Source organism: Sphingomonas sp. R1 (assembly GCF_025960285.1).
In the GTDB taxonomy this organism is placed as follows: domain Bacteria; phylum Pseudomonadota; class Alphaproteobacteria; order Sphingomonadales; family Sphingomonadaceae; genus Sphingomonas.
Map to the genome: position 1 here is coordinate 1,049,181 of NZ_CP110111.1, position 26,453 is coordinate 1,075,633.

Consider the following 26,453-nt stretch of genomic DNA (forward strand, 5'->3'; position numbering starts at 1 on the left):
ACCATGTACAAATATGACGAATATGACGCTTCCATCGTCGCCGCGCGCGTCGAGGAGTTTCGCGATCAGGTCCAGCGCCGCCTCGCCGGCCACCTGACCGAGGACCAGTTCAAGCCGCTGCGGCTGATGAACGGGCTCTATCTGCAGCTGCACGCGTACATGCTGCGCGTCGCGGTGCCCTATGGCACGCTCAACGGTCGGCAGATGCACCTGCTCGCGCACATCGCCCGCAAATATGATCGCGGCTATGGCCATTTCACCACCCGCCAGAACCTCCAGTACAACTGGATCAAGCTGGAGGACGCGCCCGACATCCTCGCCGAGCTGGCGACGGTGGAGATGCACGCCATCCAGACCAGCGGCAACTGCATCCGCAACATCAGCTCGGACCAGTTCGCCGGCGCCGCCGCCGACGAGATCACCGATCCCCGTCCCTGGGCCGAGCTGCTCCGCCAGTGGAGCACTTTCCACCCCGAATTCAGCTACTTGCCGCGCAAGTTCAAGATTGCGGTGATCGCCAGCGATACCGATCGCGCGGCGATGCGGTTGCACGATATCGGCATCCAGATCGTCCGCAACGACGCGGGCGAGCTGGGCGCGCGCATCTATGCCGGCGGCGGCATGGGACGCACGCCGATGATCGCATCGCTGATCAAGGAGTTCGTGCCCTTCGCCGACTTCGTCAGCTATCTGGAAGCCTGCCTGCGCGTCTACAATCGCCACGGCCGCCGCGACAATATCTACAAGGCGCGGATCAAGATCCTCATCCATGCGCTCGGCGCCGAGGAATATGCGCGGCAGGTGGAGGAGGAATTCCAGGCAGTGAAGGCGCTGGGCATCGATCCGCCCCAGGCCGAGTTCGACCGCATCGCCGCGCACTTCGCGCCGCCCGCGTTCGAGGCCGATGCGCCCGACAGCCTGGACCGCAGCGATCCCGATTTCGCGGTGTGGCTCGACCAGAATGTCCATGCCCACCAGGCGCCGGGCTACGCCGTCGTCACGATCAGCCTCAAGCCGATCGGTGGTATCCCGGGCGATGCCTCGGCCGACCAGATCGACGTGATGGCCGACCTCGCCGAGCGCTACAGCTTCGATGAGCTGCGCGTCACCCATGCGCAGAACATCGTGCTCCCGCACGTTCGCAAGGCCGACCTCCATGCGGTCTGGACCGCGCTGCGCGAGGCGGGGCTGGCCGAGGCCAATCTCGATCTGATCAGCGACATCATCGCATGCCCCGGGCTCGATTATTGCAGCCTCGCCAACGCCCGCTCGATCCCGCTGGCGCAGAAGATCAGCGAACGCTTTGGCGATCCCGTCCGCCAGCGTGATCTGGGCGAATTGAAGCTCAAGATCTCCGGCTGCATCAACGCCTGCGGCCACCATCATGCCGGCCATATCGGCATCCTCGGCGTCGACCGGAAAGGCACCGAGAATTATCAGCTGCTGCTCGGCGGCTCGGGAGCGGAGGATGTCAGCCTGGCCGACATCACCGGCCCCGGCTTCAGCGAGGACGGCGTGGTCGATGCGATCGAGCGCGCGACCGACGTGTATGTCCGCGAGCGCACCCCCGGCGAGCGCTTCGTCGACACCTATCGCCGCATCGGCATGGCACCGTTCAAGGAGGCCATTTATGGTTGAGTTCCTGCGCTACCGCGACGACGAGGCGCATGACGAGCCGGCGGTCACGCTCGACAGCTTCTTCGGCCAGTCCAATGCCACGGCGGTGCGGATCGAGGCCGGCGAGGATGCCCGTGCGCTTCTCCCGCACCTCGATCGCATCGCGCTGGTGGAGGTGAGCTTCCCCAGCTTCCGCGACGGCCGCGGCTATTCCAGCGCGCGCATCCTGCGCGAAGCAGGGTACAAGGGCGAGCTGCGCGCGCAGGGCGACGTGCTGGTCGACCAGATCCCGCTGATGCGCCGCTGCGGCTTTGACAGCTTCGCCCCCAACGCCCCGATCGACGCGGAAACGCTGGCCGCGGCGCTGGCCCGATACGACTTCCGCTATCAGGCGGCGGCGGACGCCGTCGTGCCGGTGTGGAAGCTGCGGCATGGCTGAACCGGCGCGCCAGATCGACCGGATCGACGTGGCGCCCCGCTTCACCGAGGCGGACGCGCTCCACCTCGACGCACGCTTCGCCGGCATCCCCACGCGGGAGATGCTGCGGACCGTGCTTGCCGAGAAGCTGACCGGCCAAACCGCGATCGTCTCGTCCTTCGGGGCGGAGTCGGCGGCGCTGCTCCACCTGGTCGCCAGCGTGGATCGGTCGGTGCCGGTGCTGTTCCTCGATACCGGCAAGCATTTCCCTGAAACGCTCGCCTATCGCGACCTGCTGGTCGAGCGGCTGGGCCTCACCGACTTCCGCAACCTGCGCCCCGATCCCGAGCTACTCGCCAAGCGCGATGCGACCGAGTTGCGCTGGTCCTACGATCCGGACGGCTGCTGCGAGATCCGCAAGGTGCTGCCGCTGGAGGCTGGGCTCGCCGGCTTCGACGCTACGATCACCGGGCGCAAGGCGTTCCAGGCGAGCACCCGTACCGCCCTGCCCCGCTTCGAGCTCGACGGCGATCGGCTGAAGATCAATCCGCTGGCCGACTGGACCAAGGACGATCTCGACACCTATTTCACGATGCACGACCTGCCGGTGCACCCGCTGGTCGCGCAGGGCTATCTCTCGATCGGGTGCGCGCCGTGCACCAGCATCGTGAAGCCGGGCGAGGACCCACGCGCCGGTCGCTGGCGGGGCTGGGACAAGACCGAATGCGGTATCCACACCCCCACCGGCGACGACGCCAACCAGCCGGTGTTCTGAACCCGGCTCAGAACCCGCCGTGCAGCCGCAGCGCAAGCACATTGGCCGGTCCGCGATCACGGTTGTAGCCGGGATTGGCGATGAACTGATAATCGAGCGTCACGTCGAAGCCCTTGCGCGGCTGCCAGTCATAATAGGCCTCGGCAATGGCTTCGCTGCCGCGGTGCGGCAGCTTGCCGTCGCCGACCAGCACGCCAAGGCCTCCGGCATCGAGAAAGCGCTGATGCGCGTTCGAAATCCCGTTGACGATGCCGACAAGCCCGATCCGGTCGTTCGCCCGGCCCCAGCCTGCCCCACCCAGCGATAGGCCGAGCTGCGCGGTACGATCGATATCGGTGAAGTCGTAGGGCTCGATCGCGCCGTCCGCATAGCCTGCGCGCGCGAACACCCCCAGCGTCGACGTCACCGCCTGCTCGACATTCACGTGGGCGCCCATGCGGGTGGTGCGTCGGCGGACCGGCGCGGTGTCCGCGGGCTGCCCCTGCGCGGCACCCAGCGCCAGCGCGTCGTCGAACCGCCCGAACTGCCCGCGATTGCGGAACGCGGTGAGGCGGATCGCACCGGGCCGGCCGCCGAGCATGTGGCGATGCTCGACCTCCATATCGACCTGATATTGCCGGAAGTCCCGCTCCAGCACTTCGCCGTTGGGAACCTTGGAGAGGTTGAACAGCCCCGCCCGCCAGGTCCAGGCGCCCTGATACCATTCGGCGGCGACTCCGGTGGCATAGCCCCAGGCATCCGCCGCATAGTCGAAGCTGCCGGCATCCACCGCCGACCAGTTGAGAAAGTCGCCGCGCGGGTCATGCGCATAGCGGTTGGTGTCGAAGACGTCGCCGACCCCGAACTTGCCGGCCGTCAGCACCAGCCGGTTCGCCGTCTGCGTTCCGCCCAGCGTGTTCATCGCCGGGGCGACCGCGCTCCTCTCGCCGCCCAACGCGATCGTCTGGCGGAAGAATGCCCGCTGGAGCCGCAGATAGGGCGCGTCCTTGCCGACCTTATACGCCTCTGCGCTCGGGAAGCCCGCCACGCCCAGCGTGTTCGACAGGCCGAAACCCTGGTCGATCTCCGGATTCGCCCACAGCTCGCCGCCCGCCCAGGGACGCACGCCGACATAGAGCGTCACATCGACCGTCTCGCGAACCTGTTTGGGGCTCAGGCTGTTCGCGCCGCGATAGGGATCGGTGAATCCACCCACACCCTGGACCACCAGCGTCGCCTGGCCGTGCACCGCCATCGTCTGCGGGTCGCCGGTATCCTGCGCCTGCGCTGCGCCCGGCAGCAGGAGGAACAGCGCCGCCGCGTGTGCGGCAACCTTGGGGAAGGCGTTGGTCATGCACTCATATCCCGAGGAGCGGCGGCCATCGCCGACTCGACGGCGGCGCCAATATACCCTAGGGGGGTATCCCGCAAGAAGAACGGAGCAAATGTGGATGGGCCATGTCGCGCGTGAGAAGCAGAAGCTGCTCAACCGCTTGAAACGGCTGCGTGGACAGGTCGAGGCAATCGAGCGTGCGGTCGAGGCGGATACCGAGTGCGCACGCGTGCTGCAGCAGGCGACAGCCTGCCGCGGGGCACTCGACGGGTTCATCGCCGAGGTGATCGAGGATCATATCCGCGAGCACATGCTGGAACCCGATGCGGCCCCGGACGATCCCAAGGTGCAGGCGGCCGAGGAACTGGTCGCGATCCTGCGCAGCTACCTCCTGTAAGCGGAACCGCCTCCATGCAGACCAGCCTCGCCGATCGTGCCGCCACGCTGCTGGGCGTCCGCGTCTCCGGTGCGGCAGCGCTCTCCGGCGGGGATCTCTCGGCCGTGCATCGGCTGCGGCTGGCGGATGGCGGCAGTGCAATCGCCAAGCAGGGCCCCCTGGTTTCGGAAGAGGCTGTGATGTTGGAGGCGATCGCGGCGAGCGGTGCCCCGGCCCCCGCCGTGCTGGCGCTCGCCGACGATCTGCTGCTGATCGAGGAAATGCCGAACGACGCGCACGTTGCCGGCAGCTGGGACCATCTGGCGGAGACGCTGAACACGCTCCACGCTAGCATCGGTCACGGCTATGGCTGGCCCTCCGACTATGCCTTCGGCCGCGTCGCCATACCCAACGGCGCAACGCAGGGCTGGCCGACCTTCTGGGCCGAGCGACGGCTGCGCTGCCACCTGCCCCACCTTCCCGCCACCCTCGCCCGGCGGCTCGAGCGCCTGGCCGACCGCCTGCCCGATCTGCTCCCCGAGCACCCCGCCCCGGCCCTCCTCCACGGCGATCTCTGGGGCGGCAACGTGCTGGTTTCCGGCGGCCGGGTCACGGCGCTGATCGATCCGGCCAGCTATCATGGCCACCGCGAAGTCGACGCGGCGATGCTGACGCTGTTCGATGCACCAACGCCGCGCTTCTTCGACCTGCTGGCGCTGGAGACGGGGTGGCAGGCGCGGCAGCCGATATACCGTCTCTGGCCGCTGCTCGTCCATCTGCGGCTGTTCGGAAGCAGCTATGCCGGCGCGGTGGAAGCCGCACTGACGGAGGTGGAGTAGCTCAGCCGAACAGCCGCGCCAGGCTGCGTTCCAGCATCACCAGCTGCCACAGCGTGCGGCCATGCTCGCCGCGGCCTGCGCGGTGATCCTCGGCGATGCGGGCGATCGTCCGCGGTTCGAACCAGCCGCTCTGGAGGAGCAGCGGCGAGCGGGCCAGCGCTGCGGCCTCCTCTGCCAGCGCATTGCGGAACCAGCCGCTGATCGGCGTGACGAACCCCATTTTGGGCCGGTAGAGGATCTCGCGCGGCAGCCACGGCTCCAGCGCCTTCTTCATCAGCCATTTGCCTTGGCCGCCGCGAAGCCGCAGCGACGGCGGCAGGCTCGCCTCGAACTCGACCAGCCGATGATCGAGCAGTGGTTCGCGCGCTTCGAGGCCCACCGCCATGCTGGTGCGATCTACCTTGGTGAGGATGTCGCCCGGCAGCCAGTGGCGGATATCGGCATATTGCGCGCGATCCAGCGCATCCCGCGCGGGTGCCGTCCGCATCGTTTCGACATAGCGCATCTCGGCGCGGTGGCCGTCCAGCGCCGCTCGGGCAATCGGGCTATACAGTTGCTCGCGGAGCGCCGGCGTGGTGACGCCGACAGCCTTGGCATATGCCTCCGCGCCGTCCTCGGCGAGCGCGAGCAGCGTCGTCTTCGCACGGAGCGGGCGCGGCGCCCAGTCGGCTTTGGGATAGAGCGCACCCAGACGACCGAACATCCGCGTCCGCAATGCGGGCGAGAACAGCTCACGCACGCGCTCCTCGCCCGCGAAGAAGCGGTGACGGCGATACCCGGCGAGCGCTTCGTCCGCCCCGTCGCCGGAGAGCGCGACGGTCACGCTCTCCCGCGCCAGCTGGCACACCCGATAGGTCGGCAGGGCGGAGGCATCGGCGAAAGGTTCGTCGAACGCGGCGACCAGCGTGTCGATCAGCCCGTAATCCTCCGCGCCGACGGTGCGGGTGCGGTGGCTGGTGGCGAAGCGGGCAGCGACCTTGGCGGCATGCGCGGTCTCGTCGAGCCCCGCCTCGTCGAAGCCGATGGTGCAGGTCTTGACCGCCGCCTTGCTGCGCTCGGCCATCAGCGCGACCACCGCGGAGCTGTCGACACCGCCGGACAGGAAGGCGCCCAGCGGCACGTCGGCGACCATCCGCGAGCGGACGGCGGTGCGCATCCGCTCGATCAGCTCGGCCTGAAGCTCGCGCATGCTGCCGGTGGCGCGCACCGTGAAGTCGATATCCCACCAGCGGACCGGCTGCGGCACCGGGCGTCCGCGCTGGAGCAGCAGGAAATGCCCCGCCGGCAGCTTCCGCACGCCGGCGACGATGCAGCTGTCATCAGGCACATAGCCCAGGCCCAGATAGTCCTCGACCGCGCGGAAATCGGCCGCGCGGCGGAGCAGCGGATGGGCGAGCAGGCCTTTCAGTTCGGAGGCGAAGGCAACCGCGCCGTCCGCCAGCTCGGCATAATGCAGCGGCTTAACCCCGAAACGGTCGCGTGCGAGGAACAGGCTCTGCCGCTCGGCATCGTAGAGCGCAAAGGCGAACATGCCGTTCAGCCGGGCAAGCAGGTCCGGCCCCCAGGCGCGCCAGCCGTGGAGAAGCACCTCGGTATCGCTGTCGGTCACGAAGTGCGCGCCCAGCGCCTCCAGTTCGGCGCGGACCTCGCGGAAATTGTAGATCTCGCCGTTGAAGGTGACGGCAAGGCTCTGGTCGGGCGTCGCCATCGGCTGCACGCCGCCCTCCAGGTCGATGATCGCCAGCCGTCGATGGCCGAGCCCCACGCCCGCTGCGCACCACACGCCTGAACCGTCGGGCCCGCGATGCGCCTGCGCGTCGCTCATCGCGACGATACGGGCGGGGTCGATCGGCTTGGCGAGTGCGGGGTAGAACAGGCCGGCGATGCCGCACATCAGCGCGCGCCCCCGGTCTTGCCCATCCTCACCCTGTTCCCCTTCAAGATCGCCATCGTGGCGGGCGGGTACCAAGCATGGGCAGCGCGCGCCAGCCCGGCAATGCACCGCCTCATGCCGAACCGGCCAACAGTGCGTCGAGCGGTGCCAGTCGCGCGTCCCAGCTGTAGCGGGCAACCACGCGCGCACGCGCGGCCCGCCCGAGGGCCGCGGCAATCTCCGGCTCGGCCAGCAGGCTCAGCACCGCATCGCCGAACGGCCCCGGTCCGTCGGCGACGCGCAGCGTGCCGGCATGATCGATCCCCTCCGCAGCAGCGGGCGAGGCGACGACCGGCCGTGCCATCGCCATGCCCTCCAGCACCTTGTTCTGGATACCGCGCGCCAGCTGGAGCGGCGCGACCACGAGCGCTGCGGCGGCGAGCCAGTCGCGTACATCGGGCACCGTGCCGGTGACGAGGATGCCGGGCCGCTGCGCCAGCGCCTGCACCGCCGAAGTCGGGGCGCGGCCGACGATGGCGAACCGCGCCGTCGGGTGGGACAGGCGGATGCGGGGGAACACGGCGTCGGCAAACCAGGTCACCGCGTCGATGTTCGGGCGATAGTCCATCTGCCCGGTGAAGACGACCAGCGGCCCCTCGCCCGCCACACCGGGAAACCGCCGTGCAGGGTCATAAAAGGTGGTGTCGATCCCGTTCTCGATCGCGTGCACCCTGGGTGCCCCGGTTCGCGCGCGGAACAACGCCGCCTCCGCCTCGCTGACGAACAGGCTCGCATCCGCCGCGCAAGCGACCTGGTGCTCGTGCGCCTGAAGCAGCGCCGCCTCGCGACGATGGACCCAGGCCATCGGCCAGCGTCCGCCTTCGGCATAGGCGGCGAACTTCGCCGAATCCATGTCGACAAAGTCCATGATCACCCGCTGGCGCGGCGCAGGCGGCAGATACTGCGCCATCTGGCTGGAGAACAGGAAGATCGTGTCGATCGGCCGGCTGTCGAGCACCGCGTTCACGGCCTGCCGCATCTCTCGATCGGCGAACGCGGCCAGCGATACCGGCCGGCGCTGCAGCACCGCGCGCATCCCGGTGACCGCATTGGGCGGCGACCGCCAGAAGATCTCGCGGCTGGCCGTATAGGGCGCCAGCCCGCCCTTGCGCTGCATGTCGTCGGCATCGTCGGCAAAGGCGACGAGATGAACGCGATGCCCCTTCGCCAGGTGCCGCAGCAGGTGGTAGGCGCGGATCTTGTCGCCCCGATCCGGCGGATAGGGGATACGGTGCGCGAGGAACAGGATTTCGCCCATCAGCCGAGCCCCCGCGCGATCCAAGGCCCCATGCGGTTCGCCGCCCAGAGCGGCAGCCGCTTCCACGCCGCGATCTGCAGCCGGTATTTGGGGTCGAGCGGGTTGATACTGCGTGGTGCCGCGCCCTCGGCATGACGCGAAAAATAGACCAAGGGCTCAGGGGTGAAGCCCCAGTTTTTCTTGAACGCCGCCGCTCCGGTGCCCAGCTTGGAGCGGCCGAAATCGAAGCGTGTGCAACCCCGTGCGCGCGCATGGCCCATCAGCGCGAAGTACATCCGGTCGTTAGCGCGCAGCCCGCGCGCCGCTTCGGTTCCGCCGCCCCAATAGGGATAGACGGTGCCGCGCCAGTAGAGGCTGAGCACGCTGGCCACCGGCGTCCCCTGGTGGCGAACGGTGAGGATATCCGCTTCGGGTCCGAACGCTTCCAGCACCGCGGCGAACAAAGCCGCCGGGAAAACGGGCGTGCCAAGATTGCGGACGCTCGCCCCATAGACCGCGCGGTGCGCGCGTCGTGCGCTACGATCACTGCCGGTATCCACGGTCAGGTCGGCGGCAAGCGCCTTGCGCAGTTCGGCGCGCTGCTTGCGGGGCACGGCGAGGAGCTCGGCTTCGTCGTCGCCGGCGAGCGGCCGAACGAAGCCGACATAGGTGCTGTCGTCGCGATGCCAGCCTGCGCCCGGGCATGGTCCGCCACGCAGATCGACGCTGGCGCAGCGCAGGCGGCCTGCCAGGTCCCAGGCGGCCGCAGCGAGCGGCGCCACGGCACTCTCGCGATCGGCGAGAATGCCCCCGCCGACCCCGAACCCGGCCGATACCAGCGCACGGCCGAACAGCGGCGACGCAATGGCCGTCAGCGGCAAGATTCCGGCAAGCGCGCCACTGCCCGTCTCCGCCACCAGCAGGTGCGCCGACTGGCGACAGCCTTTTGCAATTGCCAGGCTCCATTCGGGCAGGTGGAAGGGGGTAGCTTCCGGCTGGGCGTCGACCCAGGCGCGCAGCCGGGCTTGCTCGCGAAGATCGGACAGATCAGCGGTGCGGATGGCCAGGGTCACGCCAGTCGCTCCGCTGCCGATTGGGCAATCGCATCCACCCGGCCCCAGCCATGCGCGGCGATGAGCGCGCGCAGCTTGCCCGCCATCGCACCCAGCCGGGCGTAGTGACGCAGCCGCGACTTGAGCGGCGCACGCCGCACACGCGGCTGGCCGGGATCGATTTCCCAGGGGTGGAAATAGAAGATCGCCGCATCGCCTCCCGCATTGGCGGCGCGTACCGCACGGTGCGTGACGCCTTTCGGCAACAGCCGGAAGAAGCCGCCGCCGGCGGTCACTTCACGCCCCAGCACCCGGGCGATGGTGATCGGCAGTTCGACCAGTCCCGCATCGGCAAGCGGCCGGAACGGGGCACGCGGCGCGTCGGGCCAGCCATAATGATCATGGGCGATCGGCGCGATGCTGGACGAATAGGCGTAGCCCGCCTCCGCCAGAACGGCGTGTGCCCAGGGGGTGCGGCGATCGATCGAGAAGCTCGGCGCCCGGTAGCCGTTCACCGCGACGCCGCCGGCATCCTCCAGCGCCGCCCGGGCGCGGGCGAGATCCTCGCGGAACTGGTCCGGCGTCAGCGTGAACACGCGGGCATGGTCCCAGCCGTGACTTGCCACCTCGTGCCCCGCCTCGGCGATGCGGCGGATCAGCGCCGGATGCCGTTCCGCGACCCAGCCAAGCGTGAAAAATGTCGCCTGCACATCGGCCTCGGCGAACAGGTCGAGGACGCGGTCGGTGTTCGCTTCCACGCGGCGCTCGAGCCCGTCCCACGCACTTCTGGCGATGGTCGTCTCGAAGGCGCCCACCTGAAACCAGTCCTCGACATCGACCGAAAGGCCGTTCCGCACCATCATCGTTCAGGCCACATTGCCGCGGAACGCGGCAAGATCGATGCCGCTGCGTCCGTCGTCCTTCTCGACCCAGTCGACGAGCAGCGCCAGCACACGGCGCAGTGCATCCGACTGCGAGGCGACCTGCGCCTCCAGCTCCGAGACGCGCCGTTCCAGCGCGCGGGTTTCCGCGGACACCGCGGGTACCGCCCGCAGCTCGGCCATCCGGCCGGATTCAACCGGCTCGGGCATGCGCGCCGGCCCGCTTTGGTCCTCCACCACGCTTTCCTGCGCGATATCGTCGATCACCGCGGCGATGTCCGGCGCGCCGAAATTTTCGATCTGCTCGACGCCGCCATACAGCAAGACCCGGCTGGCCAGCTGGTTGAGCCGTCGCGGAATGCCGCCGGACCAGCGATGCATTGCCGCCAGCGCATCGGCGGTGAAGCGCGGCCTCCCCTGCCAGCCGACGCATTGCAGCCGGTGCATCAGGTAGGATTCGACTTCCTCCACCTCCATCGGCGCGAGGTGATGCATTGCGATGACCCGCTGGCGGAGCTGCTCGAATTCGGGCTGTTGCAGCACCAGACGGAATTCGGGCTGACCGAGCAGGAAGATCTGCAGCAGCGGATAGCCCCCGGCCTGGAAATTGGAGAGCATGCGCAGCTCGTCGAGGCTTTCGCCCGGCAGCGCCTGTGCCTCATCGACCACCAGCAGGGTGCGGCGACCGGCACGGGCGGTCGCGTGCAGGCCCTGCTCGATCGCGGAGAGCAAGGCGGCCTTGGTCAACCCGTCGCCGGCCAGCCCCAGCCCCTGCGCCACCAGCCGCAGAAGATCATCGGCCCGCAAATGGGTGGAGACGATCTTCACGACGGTCAGCCGCTCCCCGTCCAGTTCGGCCAGCAAATGCCCCATCAGCGTGGTCTTGCCCGCGCCGGGATCGCCGGTGATCACGACGAAGCCCTCGCCCTGGCTGAGGCCATAGCCGAGATAGGCCATCGCCTTGCCGTGCGTGGCGGTATCGAACCAGAATCGCGGGTCGGGGGTCAGCTGGAACGGCCGGCCGCGCAGTCCATAATGGTCGTCCATCATCGTTTCCGTCTCCGGAGCGGCGGCGCTCCCTCCATCTTAGAAGCCATACCGCGCCCCGAACAGCGCCTGCGCCGAGAGCTGGTCCGGTCCGGACCGTTGCGAACCATAGAGGCCGGCGGTGGCAGTCAGGCTCAGCGCGCCCAGGCGGCGGGTATAGGCGGCGTTCGCACCCCAGCCGAACACGGCGCTGGTGCCGGGAATGTCGCCATCATAATAGCTGGCCAGAAGGTTCGCGCCGATCGTGCCGTCCCGGCCGGCGGCGAGCTGGGCGAAGGCCTGGGTGTAGAGGGTCTCGTCCCAGTTGCCGCCGACGACCGTGCCGCTGACGGGGGTCAGGAAATCGCGGCGGGCGAAGCCGGTGCCGATCCCCAACCGCATGGAGCCGCGGCTCCATACCGCATTGGCGGTAAGCCCCCGCCCGCGATAGGCAGCAGTCGCTGCCGAGGAAAAGGCGCCTGCCACGCAGCCACCGGCCGCCGCACCGCTGGTCCCGTAGATGCATGCCCCCGCCTGGTTCCCGAAGGGGTCAGCGGTGGTGACGAACCCGACCGGCAGCGCCGCGAGGCTGCTGCCTACCTGCTGGCCATAGGTCTCCACCGTGTCGTAGACCGCGATCTGGATGCCGCTGCCGCCGCCCCGCTGGAGGGTGAGGCTTCCGGTATAGCGCATTGCGCCGTAGCGCCGGCCGATCCGTGCCTCCAGCGCGGTCCGCCGGCTCGGGCGCCACACCACGCCGCCGTCCCAGAACAGGCCCTCAAAGGTATAGGCGAGCCGCAGCGGTGAGGCGGGGTCCGCGCGGTAGCGGCCGGCGCTGTCCAGCACCGGCTTGCCGCTGAGGATGTCGAGCACCGGATCGCGCTGGCGAACCGTGATCCGCTCATGGCCCGCCCCGGCGACCAGCGCGACGGTGCGGCTGACCGGCGCGATCACGTCGCCCCGCGCCGAACTGCTGGCAAAATGCTGGTCGAGCTGACTCGCGGCTTCGCGGACCAGACCGCCGGTAAGGCTCAGCCCGATCGGCAACGCTGCGCCGGGCTTGGCGCCGATGCTGGCATTCACCGCATGCGAGGTCGCGTGGGAAAAGCGATCGACGCTGGGCAGCGCCGAGGACACGCCCGTCGCGGTCCCGTCGTCGATCTGGGTAAAGCCGAAGCGATAGGCCCCCTGCACGAACAGAGGCCCCATATGGCTGTCGAGCTTCGGCCCCGCATAGCCCGAATAGAGCTGGCTGAGGTTGCGAGCGGTGCCGGTATTGGCGGTCAGCGCGTCGCCGCGCGCGTCGGTACGCGTGCGGGTGGCGATCGCCCCCGCCTCCATCGTCAGGCCGCGGGCGGCGGTTACCTGCGCACGGGCGAGGCCGTTATGACTGTCCCCGGCCTGCAGGCTGCCCTTTTCGGTGAAGCGACGCTGATATTGGTAGCTCACCTGCACCTGCATCCGGCGCGTGCGGATCTGCCCGTCGACCCCCGCCCCCAGCTGGGAATAGGTCAGCGCCTCGCCGCCGTTCAGCTCGGCAAGCGCGACCTGGCTGACCTCGATATAGGGGGTGATGGTCGCATGGCGCTGGGCGGCTGCGGGCGTGATCGCAGCGGCGCAGGCAGCCAGTACCATCGCGCCACGGATCACCGGCCGCCCTGCGCGTAGTAGCTGCCGAACCGACGGCCTTGTGGCTGGAACGACACCGCGTTGAGGACCAGCTGGATATGCTCGCATCCGTCCAGCGCAGACACCGCCGCGCGCAGATCCTCTTCACTCGTGCTATCGGCGCGCACCACCATCATCGTCTGCCCGACATGCAGCGCAAGCACCGAGGCGGGGGACGCGGCCAGCGCAGGCGGCGAATCGAAGATCACGATCCGGCGGGGGTTGGCGGCAGCCAGCCGATCGAGCATCGCCCGCGCGCCGTCGCTGGCGAGCAATTCGGTGTCGCTCACGCTGCGCGCGCCGGCGGGAAGGATCGCCAGCTGCGGCACGTCGGTATCGACGATGCAGGCCTCCACATCGATCTGGCCCGCGAGCGCATCGAGCAGGCCGGGCCCTTCGCCCATGCCCAGCCGCTTGGATACGTCCGGCTTGGCGAAATCGGCGTCGACCAGGAGAATCTCGACGTCCTTCTCGGCCGCCATCGAAAGCGCGAGATTGATTGCGCAGAAGGTCTTGCCCTCGTCCGGCTGCGCCGAGCAGACCAGGATCATTCGTGCCCGATCGGCATCGACACCGGCGACTCCCCGCGCGGTGAGCAGCAGCTGCCGCTTCACCATCCGGAATTCCTCCGCCAGCGGGGTGATCGGGCCACCGGGCACCAGCATGCCCGCCGCAGCCAGGCGGCGGCGATCGATCGGCACGCGTTGGCGCTCGCGGATCTGCACCGGCGCCTCGGCCTGTCGCACCGGCGCCCCCGCCTCGCCCGGCAGCCCCGGCATCATCGCGATCGCACGCTGGATGAGCGAACCGTAGAAGCGCTTCGGGCTATGGTCGTTCATCGCTCAGGCCCCCGTGCCGCGGTGGAGCATCACGACGAGCAGCATGGCCGCATAGGCCGCGCCCAGCCCGGCCGCGCCGCCGAGGAATTGCTGCAGGCGGCGGCGGCGGCGCGCGGCCTGCGTTGCGGTGACCACCTCGCCGATCGAGCCGATCACCGGCATCCCGCTCGCCTTTTCGAGCCGTGTCGCCGTGTCGAAGGTCGTGCGCAGCTTGGACAGCAGGAACACCGCGGCGACACCTGCACCGAGCCCTGCGACGAGCACCGCGGTCAGCAGCATCGGTCGATTGGGAGAGGTGGGCGCGCGCGGCTGGGTCGGCGGATCGATGATGCTGAACTTGACCGCGTCCGTCTGGCTCTGCGCCTGGCTGCTGATGCGGAGCTGTTCGCGATCGGCAAGCAACTTGGCATATTGATCTTTCAGCACCTGATAGTCGCGGTCGATCTGGCCCTGCTCGGCCGCCACCTGCGGCGCCTGACCAAGCTTGGCGCCGAGCGCGGACAGATCGCCCTGGATCTGCGCACGCCGCTGGCTGAGCGCCGCAACGGTCGCCGCCTTGTCCGCCTGCATCGAGCGCAGGCTGAGATAGAGCGGGTTGGCGAAGCTGCCGCCGCCCCCGCCGCCCGTCGGCTCGCGCGTCACCGCGGCCTGCGCGCCGGCGATCTGCTGGCGCAGCGCGATCACGTCGGGATGCGCCTCGGTGAAGCCGCGGGCCCGCGCCTCGGACAGCTGTGCCTGCAGGTCGCCGAGCCGCGCACGCGCGGGGCTCACGCCGGTCGCGACGCCGCCCTGCCCCGCCACGCTGGCAGGCGTACCCGCCATTTGCGCATTGACGGCATTGAGGCTGCTCTGCGCCGCGGCGAGATCGCTCTCGATCTGCGCCAGCTGCTGCTGGGCAGCGCCGATCCGGTCGTCCAGCGAGCCGGTACCCGGCAAGCTCCCGAGGAAGCGCGACTGGAAATCGGCGCGCTTGGCCTCGGCCGCCTGGAGCGCCTGTTGCCGCTCGCTCAACTGCTGGTCGAGAAAGGCAAGCGACTGGCTGCTCTCGTCACGGCTGTCCGCCAGCTTGTTGTCGCGGAACAGCTCGATCAGTTTCTGCACCACCTGGCGGCAGATGACGGGATCGGCGCCGGTCACCGCGATCTCGAACAGATTGTCCTGCTGCGCGGTCAGCTTGATCGCCCTTTGCAGCCCGGCGATGCGCGCCCCGAGATCGGACGGCTTGGTGATCGTGCGGGCGAGATCGGTTCCGCGAACGACCTTCTCCAGATTCACCGCGCTGGTCAGCGTCTGGCGGATGCGGTCGATGTCCTGCTGCTGCCCCGCGGTCCCGGCGCCGCCGTCGCTGGGCAGCACCTGGCGCAATTCGACCAGAACGCGCGCCTTGGATTCGTAGCTGTCGGGGATGCGCGACACCGCCGCCCAGCCCACCACGCACACCCCCCAGGCGATCGCCAGCGCCAGCATGCGGCGCATCCACACGGCGTGGACTGCGCTACGGACTTCGTCGAACAGGCCGCCCATCAGAACATGCTCTGCGGGATGATGATCACGTCGCCCGGCTCGAGCCGGACATTGGCGGAGGTGTCACCACTCTTCAGCAGGTCGGACAGGCGCAGCTTGTATTCGCGCTGCTTGCCGGTCTGCGGATCGTAGCGCACCAGCCGGGCACGGTTGCCCGCCGCGAATTCGTTGAGCCCGCCCACCGCGATCATCGCATCAAGAATCGACATGTTGGCCCGATAGGGCAGCGAGGCAGGCTTCTCGGTCGCGCCGACGACCCGCACCTGCTGCGCGAAGGTGCCCGAGAAATTCTCGACGATCACCGAGACGATCGGATCCTTGATGAACTCGCTGAGCGCGAGCTTCAGATCGTCGGCCAGCATGGCGGGCGTTTTGCCCACCGCCGGCATGTCGTTGATCAGCGGGGTGGTGATGCGGCCGTCGGGGCGCACCTGTACCTTGGTGGTCAGCTCGGGGTTGCGCCAGACGAAGATGCTGAGCTGGTCGAGCGGGCCGATCACATATTCGTCGCTGGGCGCCTGCTTGGCACCGACAAATCCGGCCGCAGGCAGCTCGGGGCGCGCGCCCTGGCCGCCGCATGCCGATAGCAATGCCGCGAGCGCCAGCGTCGCCGCCGCCTTGAACCGTCCTGAACCCGCCATTCCGTGCCTCCAAACGGCAGCAGGCGGGAGTACCGCACGCCGCTGCCGGTTGGCCCGCTATGGGGCAGGACGCGTAAATTTAGCGTTAGGCGTCAGTTCCCTGCCAGAAGCTCGCGAACCGGCGGGTGGCCGAGGAACCCCTGCGGGCTGGCGCTGGCGCCATAGGCACCCGATGCAAAGATCGCGATCAGGTCGCCCACCTCGGCGCGGGGGAGCGCCACGCGGTCGGCCAGCCGGTCCAGCGGCGTGCACAGCGGTCCCACGATGGTGACCACTTCTTCCGCCGCGTCGTGCATGCGATGCGCAACCGCCACGGGGTAGTTTCGACGGACGACAGTGCCGAAATTGCCGGTGGCGGCGAGATGATGGTTGAGACCGCCATCGACCACCAGAAAGGTTTCGCCCTGGCTTTCCTTGCGGTCGATCACGCGCGCCAGATAGATGCCCGCCTCGCCCACCAGCCAGCGGCCGAGTTCGATCGCATAGTAGGTGTCAAGCCGTTCGAGCTCGCTCGCCAGCGCCGCGCCCACCGCTTCCACGTCGAGCGACGCGTCGCCGGGAAAATAGGGAATCCCGAAACCGCCGCCGAGATTGACCAGCGGTGGTCGCGCGCCTGCCGCATCGGCCAGCCGCGCGGCGAGGCCGATGGTTGCCGACTGCGTCTCGATCACCGCCTCGGCCGACAGCGCCTGCGACCCCGCATAGATGTGAAATCCGCGCCAGTCCGCACCCGCCGCGATCAGCCGCCGGATCAGCACCGGCACGCGCGCGGCATCGATCCCGAAGGGCGAAGCCCGCCCGCCCATCTTCATGCCCGATCCGCGCAGCTCGAAGTCCGGGTTGACCCGTACGGCGAGGCGCGGGGCAATGCCGGTCCGCTCACCGATCGCCAGCGCGCGCTCGGCCTCGCCTTCGGACTCGAGATTGAGCGTGACGCCGGCGCGGATCGCCGCCTCCAGCTCCGCGTCGCGCTTGCCGGGCCCGGCGAAGCTGATCGTCGTCGCCGGCAGGACGGCGAGTGCCTTTGCCATCTCGCCCGCCGAGGCGACGTCGATCCCGTCCACCTGGGGCGCGATGGCGGCGATCAATGGCGAAAAGGGGTTGGCCTTGATCGCATAATGGAGCGCCACCTGCGCCGGCATGGCCGCGCGAAACCGCGCGATCCGCGCCTGCACGGCAGCCAGATCATAGAGATAGAGCGGCGTTCCGGCCCCTGCCCAGTCAGTGGCTGACCGGCCTGCAATCTCCAGTGCGGCCTGGCCGCCATAGTGGGGAGGAATGGGGCCGATGGGCTTCGCGTTCATACTATCTCCGTCTTCAGGCCGGACCGGTCGAGCTTGCCATTGGCGTTGCGCGGCAGGCTTTCGCGCCACACATAGCGCGCCGGTTGCTGGAAGCTCGGCAGGTCCCGCCGCAGCCGGGCGCGCAATGCCTCCTCCCGGCTGCCGTCGCCGCGTGCGACGACCAGAATCGCCTGGCCCAACCGCGGATCGGGGATCCCGAAGGCCACCGCCTCACTGGTTTCGCCGCCGGCCACCACCGCTTCCTCGATCTCGGTCGGGCTGATCCGATTGCCCGAGGATTTGATCATCTCGTCGTCGCGCCCCACGAAGCGCAGCAGGCCGTCGGCATCTTCGGCGACCGTATCGCCCGACCATACCGCCAGGCCCTGATGCTCGGCAAAGGCAGGCGCCGGGCGGAAGCGCAGCGCCGTCCGTTCCGGATCCCGCCAATAGCCTTGCGCGACGAGTGGGCCGGCATGGACCAATTCGCCCTGGGCGGCACGCTGACCGTCCGCGCCGACGACCAGGATCTCGGCGAAGGGGATTGCCCGACCGATCGAATCAGGGTGCGCCTCGACCAGTGCCGGGTCGAGATAGGTGGAGCGGAACGCCTCGGTAAGACCGTACATCGGGTAGAGATCCGCGCCGGGGAAGCGGGCGCGCAGGCCCTGCACCAGCGGCCGGGTGAGCGCCCCTCCCGAATTGGTCAGGCGCCGCAGCTTCGACGCGGTTTCCGCGGGCCATTCCGCTTCGAGCAGCTGCACCCAGAGCGGCGGCACGCCGGCCAACGTGGTGATCGCGAAGCGCTCCACCGCTTTCACCACGTCTCGCGCGGTGAGATAATCGAGCGGCACCACGGTCGCGCCTGCGGCCCAGGTGGAGAGAAGCTGGTTCTGGCCATAGTCGAAGCTCAGCGGCAGCACACCGAGCACCCGGTCCTCCGGCACGATCTTCAGATAATGCGCGACGCTGATCGCGCCGAGCCAGAGATTGGCGTGGCTGAGCATCACCCCCTTGGGCCGTCCCGTCGAGCCCGAGGTGTAGAGGATCGCTGCCAGCGCCTGCGGATCGCCCTGGGCAGGCGGCAGCAGGTCTGAGCCGGCCAGTTCCTCCTCGGTCACCACGCGGCAATCCGGCGGGACATCCCCCGGCGCTAGCGCCGCCAGCCGTGCCCGCTGCGTCACCAGCAGCCGGGCGCCGCTGTCGGAGAGGATGTGCGCGACCTGCGCGCGCTTGAGCGCCGGGTTGATCGGCACATGCACCAGCCCGGCACGCGGCCCAGCGAGCGGCAACAGGCAGGCGGCACGCGTCTTGGGCAGCCAGCTGGCCACCCGCTCCCCGGCGGCGAGACCGTGGGCCGCGAGCGCATGGGCCATGCCGCCGACCGCCGTTTCCAGCGCAGCGAAGGTCAGCGTGCCGGCCCTGTCGTGCACCGCAACACTATCCGGCGCGCCGCGCCGCGACAGCCCGTCTATAAGATGTGGAGTGGGATCCAGCGCGATCATGCCACCACCCATAGTCTTGGCAGCGCCGCCGCCAAGCCTTACGGAAGCGCAAAAGTTCACTGCAGGGGATCCTCATTGCGGCCTGAAGCCATGCTCGACATCGAAACCACCGTGCGCGGCGTGCTGCGCGACGTGCTGGGATTGAGCGACGATCGCGTCGCCGCCTTCGATGCCGACACCCCGCTGTTCGGCGCCCTGCCCGAACTGGACTCGCTCGCAGTGGCAGGCGTGCTGACAGAGATCGAGGACCGCCTGGGCATCCTGATCGAGGATGACGAGGTGGACGGCGAGATGCTGGAGAGCTTCGGCACGCTCACCCGGTTCGCCGCGCAGAAGGCGCTGGGGTGATCGAACCCTATGACTGGGCTGGCGGCCGGGAAGCGATGCTCCGCTTCGGGCCCGGCAGCGGTCCGGTCGTCGTCGTGGCGCTCCCCCTGTTCGAGGAAGCGAACCGCATGCGTGCCTTTGCGGTGGCGATCCTGCGCGGGCTTGCGGAGCGCGGCATCGCAGGCGTGCTCCCCGAACTTCCCGGCACCGGCGAAAGCCTGATCCCCAGCGAGCGCATCGTGCTTTCCGATCTGCGTGCGGCCCTTGCCGCCGCTGCCCGCACCGCCGGCGGCCGCGCCTATTCGATGGCGATCCGCAGCGGCGCACTGCTCGACGGGAGCGTCGCACTCCGCCGCCGCTGGCATTTCGCGCCCCAGACGGGCGAGGAGTTGCTGAACGCGCTGCGGCGCCTGCATCGGCACGGCGATTCGCCCGGCTATGGCGGGCATCGCCTGCCCGACAGCTTCCTCGAGGAACTGCCCGACTGCCATATCGAGCCCGCGCGGACGCTGCGGCTTGAAGGCGACACCCGTCCGGCCGACCACCGCGTACCCGGCCGCGCCCTGTGGCGGGAGCCCACGCCGGAGAACGACCTCACGCTTGCCGCGCTGCTGGCCGACGATCTCTCCGCCTGGATCCATGCGTGCGAAGCCTGATCAGCTTCCCGTGCCTGGGTGACCTGCTGATCGGCACGCTGGACAGCGCGTCGGGCGAGACCGGCCTGATGATCGTCTCCGAGGCCAACGAGATCCGCAGCGGGCCGCATCGCAGCATGGCGCAACTGGCTCACCGGATCGCCGCCGCGGGCTATCCGGTGCTGCGCTTCGACCGCCGCGGCGTGGGCGACTCCGCTGGCGTCAATTGCGGCTTCCTCGATAGCGGCCCGGACATCGCAACCGCCGCCAAGACCTTTCGGCGCGAGGCGCAACTGCGTCGTCTGGTGGCGTTCGGCAACGGCGATGCCGCCTCGGCGCTCGCGCTGTTCCATCGTGAGGCGCGAATCGATGCGCTGCTGCTCGCCAATCCGGCGATCGTCGGTGCGCTGGCAGGGCCCGACGATGCCGAGCCGGAGGCGCAGCCCGCTCGCGGGTGGATGCGGCAGATGCTGGGCCGGGTCGGCGGGCGCCGCCCGGACGGACCGCCGAGCATCGCCGGCGCCATGGCCACGGCCCTCACCGAGGCGGAGATTCCGATCACGCTGCTGCTCGCAACCCGCGACGAGACGGCGGCCGCCTTCGCCGATGTGCTGCACCGGCCGGCCTTTGCCGCAGCCGGCACGCGGATCCGCCGCAAGCAGTTCGACACCGCCAGCCACGTCTTCGCCGGCACGGCCGACAAGGCCTGGCTCTACGAACGCGTGATCGAGGCGCTCGCCGAACAGCGAGCGCCCTGAACGTCCCTTATTCGGCAGCCTCAGCCACGGTTTCGAAGTCCGCCGCCGCGAGGAAGCGCTCGGCATCCAGCGCGGCCATGCAGCCGGTGCCCGCAGCGGTGATCGCCTGGCGATAGTGCTTGTCCATCACGTCGCCGCAGGCGAACACGCCCGGCACGCTGGTGTTGGTCGTGCCCTTCTCGACCTGGATATAGCCATCACCGTCGAGCGCGATATGGCCGCGGAACAGCTCGGTCGCCGGGTGGTGGCCGATCGCGACGAAGCCGCCATCGACCTCCAGCGTGGAAAGCTCGCCAGTCACCGTGTCCTTGAGCTCGATGCCGACCAGGCCCTCGGGCTGGCCGCCGCCGATGAACCGCGCGACTTCCTTGTTCCAGAGGACGTTGATCCGCTCGTTGGCGAACAGGCGCTGCTGCAAAATCTTCTCGGCGCGGAGCGTATCGCGGCGGTGGATCAGCGTCACGTCATGGCTGTGATTGGTAAGGTATAGTGCTTCCTCGACCGCGGTATTGCCGCCGCCGATCACCGCCACCTTCTTGCCGCGGAAGAAGAAGCCGTCACACGTCGCGCAGGCGCTGACGCCCTTGCCCTTGAGCAGCTCTTCGGAATCGAGGCCGAGCCAGCGCGCCTGCGCGCCGGTGGCGATCACCAGCGTGTCGCCGGTATAGACGGTGCCGCTGTCGCCGACCATGCGGAACGGACGCTGGGTGACATCGACCTCGACGATGGTGTCCCACATCATCTGCGCGCCGACATGCTCGGCCTGGGCCTGCATCTCCTGCATCAGCCACGGGCCCTGGATCACTTCGCGGAAGCCGGGATAGTTTTCGACATCGGTGGTGGTCATCAGCTGACCACCGGGCTGGATGCCCTGTACGACGATGGGGGCGAGGCCCGCGCGCGCGCCGTAAATGGCGGCCGAAAGGCCGGCGGGGCCCGAGCCGAGGATCAACATGCGGGTAGAATGGGTGGCGGTCATGCTCTGCTTTCCGACGAATCTTCGATGCCGCTTCTAGAGACAGGGCATCGTCGGAAGCAACATGGCGTCGCGGGCCGTATCTGCAACGCCGTGCCGGAACGGAAAAGCTGTCACGGCACCAAGGCGAGGTTTGGCGCGATCAGCGCAGGATCCACACCGCCACGCTGGCCCAGAACAGCACGCTGCCCATCGCCATCAGCAGCAGGCTCCGCGATGCGGCCGGATCGACGCCCCGGCCTTCGACCATCTCTGGCGGCAAGTCTTGCAGGGTACGCATCTACGCAACTCCGTTCAACATCCTCTTCCTGCCTTCGTTATAGAGGATTTTGGCCGGTGTTCCGTTCAGGGAATATGCCTAATTTATGACACCGGGTCGGCAGTCACCGACGGTAGCGGCAGGTCGGGCGCCGGCGCAGGCGCAGGCAGCGCGTCCTGCGGCACGAAGCCGATCACGGCATCCTCTGCGTCCCCGCCATCGAGCACCAGAACGCTGGGTTCCAGCGTTCGCGCCGAGGACTGGTCGTAGAAGAGAAGGAGGCGCGTACGCGACGCCCGCTTGCCATTGTCCAGCACGACCGCCAGGCGATCAGACGCCAGTCGCACCACCATTCCCGGGGGATAGAGCTGGATGCTCTGCATGAACTGGAACAGCAGGGCCTGGTCGAAATGGCCCTCCCAGCGCCACATCTCCGCGAGCGCCCGTGCCGGGGCCCAGGCGCGCTTATAGGCCCGGTGCGACGTCAGCGCATCGTATACGTCACAGATCGCCCCCATGCGCGCCGGCAGGCTGATCTCCTCCCCGCCTAGCTGATGCGGATAGCCGGTGCCGTCCCACCGCTCATGATGATGAAGACATACCTCGATGGCCAATTCCGGGATCGCAGGATCCTCGCGCAGCAGCGCCGCGCCTTCGTCGGGATGGGTGCGGACCAACGCGAGCTCCTCGGGCGAGAGCCGCCCGGGCTTGTCGAGCACCGCATCGGGAATCGCCACCTTGCCCACATCGTGCAGCAGACCGGCCAGCCCCAGTTCGCGCACCCGCTCCGCATCCAGGCCGAGATGGCGCGCGAGATTGACCATCAATGTGCAGACCGCGACCGAGTGGAGATAGGTGTATTGGTGCTTGCTCTTGAGCTGGAGCACGCGGAGCAGCGCGGGGGCGTTGCTGTCGAGCTCGGCCGAGATGTCGCTGACCAGCGCGGTGATCTTCTCCTGCGACACCGCACGGCCAAGCCGCACATCGTCGAAGGTGCCGCGCACCGTATCCAGCGCACCGGCGACCAGCTTGGCGGCCTGCGCCTGCCGGGCCTGAAGTTCGGCGGGGCCGTGCGGCGCTGGCGCGCGCTGCGTGGGAGCGGTACGCGCGGACGACGGCGCGCCGACGTCCGTGATGCGCTCGCGTTCCGGCGAGCCGGTCTCATCCGGGAGCGGATCGGATCCGTGCGCGGACTTGGCCACATCGATGATCACGCCGCCGCGGAACTGCCGCAGCTTGTGCAGATCCTGAAGATCGGTGAGCAGAAAGCGCGATCGCCAGAAGGGGTGCTCCCACCAGGAGCCTTCGAAGCCATGAATGAACATTCCCAGGCGGACATCCCCCGAGGGAACGGTCTTCAACGACCGCATCGCGCCCTCACCTCCCGATCACCCGATGCATGACGCCAAACCAACCCCTTCCAGGCCGGGCAACCCCATAGACACCCGCCAACCACCTTCACATAGGGGAAGATAGTCTAAAGGATCATGGGGGAAGAACGTTAGCCTTGTCCTAACGTAGGATGGCGTGGACCGCGGGAGGAGGCCTGCTACCCTCGCAACCGACACAGGCATGGCGCGCGTGCTGATACCCATCGGAGCCCACGTCACGACTCCCGGTGCGTACCGGCTTGCCATCGTCATGGTCTTGAAGGCCGCCGGATCCGCCGGACGGCGAAGCGTGGACTGGGGCCAACGCAATCGCACCGCAACGATGACAGGATCTGGGATCCGCCCGGATTATGCCAGGCCGCTGCACGGGGTAACAGCCGCCCGCTAAATCAGAAGCTTCGGGATGGTAGCGGAGGAGGGACTTGAACCCCCCACACGCGGATTATGATTCCCCAGTAAACAGCTGATTAACCCGCAGAAATTTCCCGACCTCGGGATTTTCACCTTTGTTGTTTCAGATACTTAGCGGCGCTTTTCCAACCGGAGCGGTCGCATGACGGCGCGCTCCATCGGCAGCATCGCAGCGCCCCTCCTCGCCGCGTCAGGCGCTCCGAAACAAGGCAAACGCACCGGCCAGCCGGTTCGGCGCAACAGCTACGCAGCTGGCGATCGAGAGAGCCGTCTCTGGCGTCCGATCGCCGACGGGAAATGTCGCAACGCCCGGCGCTGGATCGGCGCTGTGATGCGCGCTGCGCGTCGTTTCGAGCGCGAGAGTATGGAGGCCGGCAAACGGAATGGCGCGCTCGGCCACATCGGGCTGGAGGTGCTCGAGGAGCTCTTCCGCCTGGTCGACTATCGTACCGGCCGCTTAGATCCCGCCGTCGCCACGATCGCGACGAACATCAAGCGGTCCTACAAGGCAGTCCACGCGGCGCTGAAGCGTCTGGCTGCCGCCGGTTTTCTCGAATGGATTCGCCGCACCGAGCGCACCGACAACGAGGGCGAGTACGGTCCCCAGGTACGCCAAATCTCGAATGCTTACGGCTTCCGGTTGCCCGAGCGCGTGGCGAAGATGGTTCGTCAGATCCTAGGCAACGCTCCGCCCCCCGAAGATGCCCTGTGGCGAAGGGAAGACCATGCGGCCGACACCGCCACGATGCTCGCCAGCGTTACCGCGGTGGAAGCATTCGACGCCTCGATCGACGTGGCCGGCGAACTGGGCGACGCCCTGCGCAACCTGGCGCGCGCTGTCGACAACGCGAATTTCCTAGGGGGCGAGAATCCCGGAGCCAAAGGATAAATAGGAAAGGAGTGCCCTATCGGGCACGCGTTGATTTGCGGACACAGGACCATCCGGCCAAGAATACGACCCTTCGTCGCCGAGCCGCGACAGAGGGACGAGCCGGCTTGCGCCGCCTCGAGGGCTCCCCAGCGGGGAAGCCCGGCGAGGTTCGACCGAATAATGACCGCTCTGGCTGGCTTGTCGCGGATCGAGCCGCCGCGCGACGGATCGCTCTGGCTTGCTGATAAGCTGTGATGATGCCGAAGGTGCATCAAATCGCATCGCGATCCTCCCCGCCCCGCTCCAAGGCGCGCACGACGGCACCTTGCTGCATCAAAAGGGACACAAAAAGGGGGCGGGCGAGGCGGGGGGAAAAGCGCTCGTTCTGAGGGCGCGCTCGGTGGGTGCGACCTCCGGCGGACGCAAGCCCCCCCCCCGAGCGTTGCAGCCGCTTCAACGTCAGCTTAGGCTGCAACCCATGTGCAATCTTTACCGCCTGCGAATGTCCGCCGCAGAAGTCGCCGCCCAGTTCGGCGTCGACCAGCCGGTACAAACCAACGCTGGTGAGGACGTGTACCCCGGCTACCCTGGCCTGATCGTACGCGCGGTGGATGGCACCCGAGCGATGCAGTCGATGGTCTGGGGTTTTCCGCTGCGCCTGAAGTCCATGAGCCCCACGGCAAAGCCAAAGCCCGTCAACAATATCGCGGACCTGAGCAAAGGCATGTGGGTCGGCCTGGCGCGCAAACCCGAGTGGCGATGCTTGATCCCCCTGACCGGCTTCGCAGAAGCCGAGGGCACGAAGGGATCGAAGACGCGCACTTGGTTCAGCATCAAGGATGAGCCGGTCTTTGCCTGGGCAGGTTTGTGGCGGGACAGCGCGGAGTGGGGGCCTGTCTATTCAGGCGTCATGACCGACTGCAATGAGGCGATCCGCCCGGTGCACGATCGGATGCCGGTGCTTCTGCATCGCGACGAGTATGCGACGTGGCTGGAGGGCAGCTTCGAGGAGCTTGTCGGCCTACAAGCGCGCAGCTTCCCCAACGACCTGATCGTGACGGATCGCACCGCCGCGCCTTGGGTGAAGCGGAAAGCGTCCGCCGATCAGGCAGTGCTGCTCTAGGCGCGAAAGCGGCTCACCGCACGGCGCCACTCTACGTCGGTCGGCAGCGGCAAGTTGGTAACCGTGGGCGGGTCCCGTGTGAGCTCGATCGACGTACCGCGTTTCCCACAGGTTGAGCAGCGGAGGCGAGCCCCCGCGTCGATCAGCATGCCCGGCCACTGCCGCCGCTCGAAATGCCTCCACAAAGCGGCGGCGTGGAAAACGCCCACATGTCCGCAAGCGACGCACGTCGCGCGAACCGAGCGATGGAAGGCCGCTGCCTCGAACAGTGTGCGCGGCACCTGGCCCCCATGCTCGTCGTACTGCGCCATTCAGCTTACCAGCCGCAGGCGCGGCCCCGAGACTTTTTCCGCTTTCCGCAGACCCAGGGTTGGCACCTCCGCCTGCGGCAGTACCCGCACAAGCGCACCGGGCCAGGGAGGAAACATCGCCCGGACCTTAGCGGAGAGCAGCGTCGCCGGCGGCTCGTCGATCAACAGAGTCACGTCATACCCGCACCATAGCTCCGGCGGGATCCGCCCAAGGCGATGGGTCCCCGCGAAAATCACCACCTCCGCAGGATGTAGCTCACGGCGCTCTGCGATGAACCGAGCCAGGCAAAGTGGCCGCTGTGCTGCTTTCCACGCTTCGAACTCAGCCGCCGAGGCTGTTTGCACAACGCGATGCCCCTCGACCTTGCCGACATGGATCAGCCATTCGCCATAGGGGAAGGATTCCAGCTCTATTTGCCAACGATGGGCCAGCCAATTCGTTCTCTCGATTGCGTCCATCGGGCC

The 26,453-nt window shown here is 68.3% G+C and carries 26 protein-coding genes; 10 read left to right on the plus strand and 16 right to left on the minus strand.

From position 1 onward, the window contains the following. Window positions 1-3: 3 nt before the first annotated feature. The 3 genes from OIM94_RS05015 to OIM94_RS05025 are packed head-to-tail and all read left to right on the plus strand — an operon-like array spanning window position 4 to window position 2,810. Complete coding sequence (locus OIM94_RS05015) at window positions 4-1,638, plus strand: nitrite/sulfite reductase (RefSeq protein ID WP_264609002.1); 1,635 nt, start codon at window positions 4-6, stop codon at window positions 1,636-1,638. Continuing rightward, window positions 1,631-2,056 (plus strand): DUF934 domain-containing protein, encoded by a 426-nt coding sequence (locus OIM94_RS05020; RefSeq protein ID WP_264609003.1) that lies wholly within the window; start codon window positions 1,631-1,633, stop codon window positions 2,054-2,056. Before OIM94_RS05015 ends, OIM94_RS05020 begins: the two co-directional genes overlap by 8 nt. Continuing rightward, on the plus strand, window positions 2,049-2,810 hold the full coding sequence (locus OIM94_RS05025; protein WP_264609004.1) for a phosphoadenylyl-sulfate reductase: 762 nt from the start codon (window positions 2,049-2,051) through the stop codon (window positions 2,808-2,810). Before OIM94_RS05020 ends, OIM94_RS05025 begins: the two co-directional genes overlap by 8 nt. 7 nt (window positions 2,811-2,817) lie before the next feature. Here OIM94_RS05025 and OIM94_RS05030 read toward each other — a convergent pair whose 3' ends face one another. Beyond that, window positions 2,818-4,143, minus strand: coding sequence for a carbohydrate porin (locus OIM94_RS05030; protein ID WP_264609005.1), 1,326 nt, complete (start codon window positions 4,141-4,143; stop codon window positions 2,818-2,820). Window positions 4,144-4,240: 97 nt separating this feature from the next. On the opposite strand from OIM94_RS05030, the gene OIM94_RS05035 reads away from it, so the two are divergent. Further along, a complete protein-coding gene (locus tag OIM94_RS05035) occupies window positions 4,241-4,519 on the plus strand; it encodes a metal/formaldehyde-sensitive transcriptional repressor (RefSeq protein ID WP_264609006.1) in 279 nt (92 codons plus the stop codon). Between the two features lie 14 nt (window positions 4,520-4,533). Next, window positions 4,534-5,337, plus strand: a complete 804-nt coding sequence (locus OIM94_RS05040; protein WP_264609007.1) for a fructosamine kinase family protein — start codon at window positions 4,534-4,536, stop codon at window positions 5,335-5,337. A 1-nt stretch (window position 5,338) separates the two neighbouring features. Here OIM94_RS05040 and OIM94_RS05045 read toward each other — a convergent pair whose 3' ends face one another. From OIM94_RS05045 to OIM94_RS05095, 11 genes are all read right to left on the minus strand, one after another. Continuing rightward, window positions 5,339-7,231, minus strand: coding sequence for an XrtA/PEP-CTERM system amidotransferase (locus OIM94_RS05045; protein WP_264609008.1), 1,893 nt, complete (start codon window positions 7,229-7,231; stop codon window positions 5,339-5,341). A 112-nt stretch (window positions 7,232-7,343) separates the two neighbouring features. Continuing rightward, window positions 7,344-8,528, minus strand: a complete 1,185-nt coding sequence (locus OIM94_RS05050) for a TIGR03087 family PEP-CTERM/XrtA system glycosyltransferase (RefSeq protein WP_264609009.1) — start codon at window positions 8,526-8,528, stop codon at window positions 7,344-7,346. Then, on the minus strand, window positions 8,528-9,580 hold the full coding sequence (locus OIM94_RS05055; RefSeq protein ID WP_264609010.1) for a FemAB family XrtA/PEP-CTERM system-associated protein: 1,053 nt from the start codon (window positions 9,578-9,580) through the stop codon (window positions 8,528-8,530). The genes OIM94_RS05050 and OIM94_RS05055 overlap by 1 nt, the downstream gene beginning before the upstream one ends. After that, a complete protein-coding gene (locus OIM94_RS05060; protein WP_264609011.1) occupies window positions 9,577-10,422 on the minus strand; it encodes an XrtA system polysaccharide deacetylase in 846 nt (281 codons plus the stop codon). Before OIM94_RS05060 ends, OIM94_RS05055 begins: the two co-directional genes overlap by 4 nt. Before the next feature lie 3 nt (window positions 10,423-10,425). Then, window positions 10,426-11,490, minus strand: coding sequence for an AAA family ATPase (locus OIM94_RS05065; RefSeq protein WP_264609012.1), 1,065 nt, complete (start codon window positions 11,488-11,490; stop codon window positions 10,426-10,428). Between the two features lie 36 nt (window positions 11,491-11,526). Next, on the minus strand, window positions 11,527-13,116 hold the full coding sequence (locus OIM94_RS05070; RefSeq protein WP_264609013.1) for a hypothetical protein: 1,590 nt from the start codon (window positions 13,114-13,116) through the stop codon (window positions 11,527-11,529). Continuing rightward, the gene (locus OIM94_RS05075) at window positions 13,113-13,973 is read right to left on the minus strand and encodes an AAA family ATPase (protein ID WP_264609014.1); all 861 of its coding nucleotides are present in this window, start codon (window positions 13,971-13,973) and stop codon (window positions 13,113-13,115) included. The genes OIM94_RS05070 and OIM94_RS05075 overlap by 4 nt, the downstream gene beginning before the upstream one ends. Window positions 13,974-13,976: 3 nt before the next feature. Beyond that, on the minus strand, window positions 13,977-15,497 hold the full coding sequence (locus OIM94_RS05080; RefSeq protein ID WP_264609015.1) for an XrtA system polysaccharide chain length determinant: 1,521 nt from the start codon (window positions 15,495-15,497) through the stop codon (window positions 13,977-13,979). Continuing rightward, on the minus strand, window positions 15,497-16,138 hold the full coding sequence (locus tag OIM94_RS05085) for an XrtA/PEP-CTERM system exopolysaccharide export protein (protein WP_264609016.1): 642 nt from the start codon (window positions 16,136-16,138) through the stop codon (window positions 15,497-15,499). Before OIM94_RS05085 ends, OIM94_RS05080 begins: the two co-directional genes overlap by 1 nt. A 92-nt stretch (window positions 16,139-16,230) precedes the next feature. Next, window positions 16,231-17,442 carry a pyridoxal-dependent decarboxylase, exosortase A system-associated gene (locus OIM94_RS05090; protein ID WP_264609017.1) on the minus strand — a complete coding sequence of 404 codons (1,212 nt, stop codon included), beginning with the start codon at window positions 17,440-17,442 and terminating at the stop codon, window positions 16,231-16,233. Continuing rightward, entirely contained in the window at window positions 17,439-18,926 is a 1,488-nt protein-coding gene (locus OIM94_RS05095) for an acyl-CoA ligase (AMP-forming), exosortase A system-associated (RefSeq protein WP_264609018.1), read from the minus strand. The genes OIM94_RS05090 and OIM94_RS05095 overlap by 4 nt, the downstream gene beginning before the upstream one ends. A 90-nt stretch (window positions 18,927-19,016) precedes the next feature. Between OIM94_RS05095 and OIM94_RS05100 the strand changes: the two genes are divergently transcribed. From OIM94_RS05100 to OIM94_RS05110, 3 genes are read left to right on the plus strand one after another with little or no spacing between them, the layout of a single operon-like run. Continuing rightward, window positions 19,017-19,274: an acyl carrier protein gene (locus OIM94_RS05100; protein ID WP_010542989.1), complete on the plus strand. Its 258-nt coding sequence runs from the start codon at window positions 19,017-19,019 to the stop codon at window positions 19,272-19,274. Then, on the plus strand, window positions 19,271-19,909 hold the full coding sequence (locus tag OIM94_RS05105; protein WP_264609019.1) for a hypothetical protein: 639 nt from the start codon (window positions 19,271-19,273) through the stop codon (window positions 19,907-19,909). The genes OIM94_RS05100 and OIM94_RS05105 overlap by 4 nt, the downstream gene beginning before the upstream one ends. Beyond that, entirely contained in the window at window positions 19,897-20,646 is a 750-nt protein-coding gene (locus OIM94_RS05110; RefSeq protein ID WP_264609020.1) for a serine aminopeptidase domain-containing protein, read from the plus strand. Before OIM94_RS05105 ends, OIM94_RS05110 begins: the two co-directional genes overlap by 13 nt. Before the next feature lie 7 nt (window positions 20,647-20,653). On the opposite strand, the gene trxB is transcribed toward OIM94_RS05110, so the two are convergent. The 3 genes from trxB to OIM94_RS05125 form a co-directional block, all read right to left on the minus strand. Then, window positions 20,654-21,625, minus strand: a complete 972-nt coding sequence (gene trxB / locus OIM94_RS05115) for a thioredoxin-disulfide reductase (protein ID WP_264609021.1) — start codon at window positions 21,623-21,625, stop codon at window positions 20,654-20,656. Between the two features lie 139 nt (window positions 21,626-21,764). Beyond that, complete coding sequence (locus OIM94_RS05120; protein ID WP_264609022.1) at window positions 21,765-21,902, minus strand: hypothetical protein; 138 nt, start codon at window positions 21,900-21,902, stop codon at window positions 21,765-21,767. A gap of 83 nt (window positions 21,903-21,985) precedes the next feature. Next, window positions 21,986-23,251 (minus strand): HD-GYP domain-containing protein, encoded by a 1,266-nt coding sequence (locus OIM94_RS05125; RefSeq protein WP_264609023.1) that lies wholly within the window; start codon window positions 23,249-23,251, stop codon window positions 21,986-21,988. Between the two features lie 574 nt (window positions 23,252-23,825). Here OIM94_RS05125 and OIM94_RS05130 point away from each other — a divergent pair. Both OIM94_RS05130 and OIM94_RS05135 read left to right on the plus strand, forming a co-directional pair. After that, the gene (locus OIM94_RS05130; protein WP_264609024.1) at window positions 23,826-24,572 is read left to right on the plus strand and encodes a replication protein A; all 747 of its coding nucleotides are present in this window, start codon (window positions 23,826-23,828) and stop codon (window positions 24,570-24,572) included. A gap of 460 nt (window positions 24,573-25,032) precedes the next feature. Beyond that, window positions 25,033-25,677: an SOS response-associated peptidase gene (locus tag OIM94_RS05135; RefSeq protein WP_264609025.1), complete on the plus strand. Its 645-nt coding sequence runs from the start codon at window positions 25,033-25,035 to the stop codon at window positions 25,675-25,677. Between the two features lie 311 nt (window positions 25,678-25,988). Here the strand turns inward: OIM94_RS05135 and OIM94_RS05140 are convergent, their stop codons facing one another. After that, the gene (locus OIM94_RS05140) at window positions 25,989-26,447 is read right to left on the minus strand and encodes a hypothetical protein (protein ID WP_264609026.1); all 459 of its coding nucleotides are present in this window, start codon (window positions 26,445-26,447) and stop codon (window positions 25,989-25,991) included. Between the last annotated feature and the right edge of the window lie 6 nt (window positions 26,448-26,453).